3 protein-coding genes are annotated in these 4,111 nt (G+C 67.9%); all 3 read left to right on the forward strand.

Going from position 1 to position 4,111, the window contains the following annotated elements; all coding sequences use genetic code 11:
- Nucleotides 1–2,793, forward strand: a 2,793-nt coding sequence (locus N2041_RS14135; RefSeq protein WP_297679220.1) for a VWA domain-containing protein, incomplete at its 5' end; no start/stop codon positions are given.
- Nucleotides 2,794–2,795: 2 nt separating this feature from the next.
- Nucleotides 2,796–3,419 carry a histidine phosphatase family protein gene (locus N2041_RS14140; protein ID WP_297679221.1) on the forward strand — a complete coding sequence of 208 codons (624 nt, stop codon included), beginning with the start codon at nt 2,796–2,798 and terminating at the stop codon, nt 3,417–3,419.
- Nucleotides 3,420–3,614: 195 nt separating this feature from the next.
- A partial coding sequence (locus N2041_RS14145) for a hypothetical protein (RefSeq protein ID WP_297679222.1) occupies nt 3,615–4,111 on the forward strand: 497 nt, incomplete at its 3' end.

The raw sequence follows: 4,111 nt of genomic DNA on the forward strand, positions 1-4,111 counted from the left end.
TTCCGCGTGCTCCGCATCGGGCAGGCATCCCGGCTGATCATCTTCATCGACGAGCTCGCCCGGCACAGCTACGAACTCGCGAGCGCCTGCCTCGCCTCCGCGCCGGCCGTCCTCGCGCGGCTCGACGAGGACGACCGGCTGCCGTTCATCACCTTCGCGACCGAGCTCGCCCAGACCTCCTGGGCCGATTCGCGCCTCTACTTCGACCGCGGCGTGCCGCTCATCGAAAAGGTGCACAGCGCCCTGCGGGAGCGGTTCCTCCTCCTCGCCGCGCAGGCTGCGCGCGGGCACCACCAGCGCTCGGCCTACCAGTACTTTGAAGACGCCGCGAACGCCCTCGGCGAGGTCGACCCGAACGACCACCAGCAGGTCATCATGCTCGCCGAGCAGCTGGCGCCGTATTCGCCGTTTGCGGCGATGGACTTCCTGACGGCGATGCCGACGGTGCTCCAGCGCATCCGCATCGACGAGCTGGAAGCGTGGCAGCAAGCCGGCCTCCGCATCCTCCAGGCCTCGGCCGAGGGCGGCGAAGCGTACTTCCGGCTGCAGTCCACCCGGGCCGAGGACATCCTCGAAAACCTCTCCTCCCGCGTCGAGCTCTCGCGCGTCGGCGAGGTCCTCCGCCTCTACTGCAAGGCCCTCACCGGCCGCAACGTGAGCATCCAGACGGCCGAGTCGCTCGCCGAGAAGGGCATCGGCTGGGTCGACGAGCACCGCGCCAGCACGGACGGGACGACGATCTTCCTGCCGGAGCTGATGGAGCGGTTCCCGAACAAGGAGGACAACTTCGCGGCGATGAAGGTGTTCGCCACCCACCAGGCCGCGCACATCGAGTTCGGGAGCTTCCAGTTCGAGTTCGACCGCCCCGGCGCCGTCTTCCCGACGCGGCGGCACGCGTTCGTCCGCGACCGCGAGCGCCCGGCCACGACGGACATGGAGGCGTTCTTCGACCTCTTCCCGGACCGGCAGCTCGCCAGCGACCTCTTCACCATCGCCGAAGACGCGCGCATCGACGCCCGCGTGAAGGACGAATACGGCGGCATCCGGCGCCACCTCGTGCGGATGCAGGCCGAGGAGCTGGAGCGGCGGCCGCCGGTCGAGATGATGCCGCTCCGCAACGCCTTCGTCGAAAACCTCGTCCGCGCCAGTCTCGACGGCCTCCACCTGGTCCGCTGGCCGCGGCATCGCGCGGAGGCGATGAGCCGCGCGCTCGGCATCCTCACCGCCCTCCAGGCACCCGGCGCCACGGTCGAAGACGCCGCCGAGGCCGCGCTCGCCCTCTACGAAATCGCCGTCTCCATCCCCAACATCCACGACGACGTCGACCCGGGCTCGTGGGACGCCGTGGAGCCGATGGAAGCCGGCCAGGCGATGCCGATGGAGGCAGCCGGCGAAGGCGGCGCCCAGGGCTCGCAGGCCCAGCTCGGCGGCGCCGGCGAAGGCGAAGAAGAGTACGAAAGCCCCCAGGAGATCGACTTCCGCGGCGACTTCAAGCCCGAGCTCGTCGACCTCCTCATGAAGCTGCGCGAGAACGCGCAGGGCGGCCAGGCCGGCCAGCAGCAGACGATGCCCCTCACCCCCGAGCAGCTCGCCGAGCTCCTCGCCAAGAGCGTCGAAATCGACCTCGACGCGATGGACGAGGGCGACCTCGACGCTTCGACCGGCATGTTCCTCTCGAACCTCATGAAAGAGGCTGGCACGCCCGCTTCCGAAAAGGGCGACCAGGGCGGCCAGCCGACCAGCGACAACTCCACCGGCGAAGGCGAAGGCGAAGAGCCGCTCAAGCCCATCGTCACCGTCTACTACTACGACGAGTGGGACTTCCGCGCGCAGGACTACAAGCCCCGCTGGTGCGCCGTCAAAGAGGCGAAGCTCGAAGAAGGCGACGACGGCTTCTACGAAAAGGCGCTCAAGGAGCACGCCGGCCTCGTCGCCCAGACCCGCAAGCAGTTCGAGCTGATGAAGCCGGAGATGTTCCGGAAAATCAAGCGGCTTCCCGACGGCGAAGACTTCGACCTCGACTCCGCCATCGAATGGATGGTCGAAAAGCGCGCCGGCGCCAACCCGACCGAGAAGATCTACTGGCGCCGGAACAAGATCGAGCGCGACGTCGCCGTCGCCTTCCTCATCGACATGTCGGCCAGCACCGACGAGGAGATCAACAAGCGCGACAAGAAGTACGACGACGACGATTACGACGACGACCCGCGGAAGTACCTCAGCTGGTGGGTTTCGAAGCGCCGGCAGGAGCTGACCTCGCCGCCGAAGCGGATCATCGACCTCGAGAAGGAGTCGACGGTCCTCCTCATGACGGCGCTCGAGACGATCGGCGACCAGTACGGCATCTACGGCTTTTCCGGCTACGGCCGCGACAACGTCGAGTTCTTCGTCATCAAGGACTTCGACGAGACGCTCGACCAGAAGATCAAGAACCGGCTCGACAAGATCACGCCGATCCGGTCGACGCGCATGGGCCCGGCCATCCGCCACGCCACGTTCAAGCTCATGCAGACCGACGCGAAGGTGAAAATCCTCTTCCTCCTGAGCGACGGCCGGCCGCAGGACCACGGTTACGGCCGCGACCGCACCGAGAAGGAGTACGCCATCCACGACACCAAGCAGGCGCTGAACGAGGCGAAGCGCGAAGGCATCACGCCCTTCGCCCTGACGGTCGACCGGGCCGGGCACGACTACCTGAAGACGATGTGCGAGGACATGGGCTACGAGGTCGTCGCCGACATCGAATCGCTGCCGAGCCGCCTGCCGACGCTCTACCGGCGGCTCACGGAGTAGCGGTGCGGCTCATCCTCGTCCGCCACGGCGAATCCGAGGGGAACGCGGCCGGCGTCTTCCAGGGGCGCATCGAGTACGGCCTCACCGCGCGCGGCCGGCTCCAGGCCGAACGCGCCGCCGCGCGCCTCGCGGGCGCTGCCATCGACCGCCTCGTCTCGAGCCCGCAGCGCCGCGCCCTCGAGACGGCCGCCGTCCTCTCCGCGCAGGCCGGCCTCGCGCCGGAGACCGTGGAGGAGCTGGCCGAGTACGACATCGGCGCGCCGAGCGGGCTGACCCCGGCCGAAATCCGCGCCCGCTTCCCGGGCGTGCTCGAAGCGCAGCGCCGCGGCGAGCCGGTCCGGTTCCCCGGCGAGGAGGGCCGGGAAGCCTTCGCAGCCCGCGTGCGCTCCCTGCTCGAACGGCTGACGCGGCTCGATGGCACGACCGTCGCCGTCACCCACGGCGGCGTCGTCGCGGCGGTCTGCCACCTCGTGCTCGGCGCCGACCTGCACAGGCGCGGCACCTTCCGCGTCGGCAACTGCTCCTTCACCGAGGTGGTCCGCGACGGGCGCGGCCGGCTCGTCATCGTGCGCCACAACGACACCTGCCACCTCGACGGTCTCGCCACCTTCGCGGACCGCGGCTGAGGCTGGCCCGGCGGGGTTAGTGGTCCGAGGGGGCCCAAAAACGGGCCTTGTGGCCCATCCTCCAGTTGACACACTCGAGTAATGTCATCGTGCGTGAACGTTGCAGAAGCAAAGGTTGCTTCGCGCACCTCATGGCAGCTGCCGCGCGGCAATACGGCACGGGCCCCTGGGCCACCAGTTCGATTGGAGGTTCCCATGAAGCGACGAACTCTGGACATCATCCTCTCCACGGGCGGTCTTGGCATTGCCATCCTGCTCGTCATCCTCGGAGCAGTGCTCTCGAACCAGGCCAGCTGGGGCCGCGACTACGTAAAGTCCCAGCTCGGGGACCAGCGCATCACCTTCGCGACCGAGGATCGCCTCAGCGACGAGGAGAAGACCTGGAAGCCAGGCTCGACCTGCCTGATCAAGTACGCGGGCCAGGCCCTGGTTACCGGTAAGCAAGCCGAGTGCTATGCGAACTACTACATCGCGATGCACATGCGCCGTTCGGCTGCGAGCGCTGCCGTCGATGGCAACAAGATGGGGTGGGACAACGAAACCTACGCCACGATGGGGCCCATCGTGACGGATATCCGGAACCGGCTGAACGAAGCGCGACAGGCCGGCAATGCGGCAGAAGCTGAGACCCTGCAGAAGCAGCTCGACGCGGCTACCTCTTTGAGGAGCACCTTCCAAACTGGCGAGACGCT

The organism is Tepidiforma sp. (assembly GCF_026419595.1).
In the GTDB taxonomy this organism is placed as follows: domain Bacteria; phylum Chloroflexota; class Dehalococcoidia; order Tepidiformales; family Tepidiformaceae; genus Tepidiforma.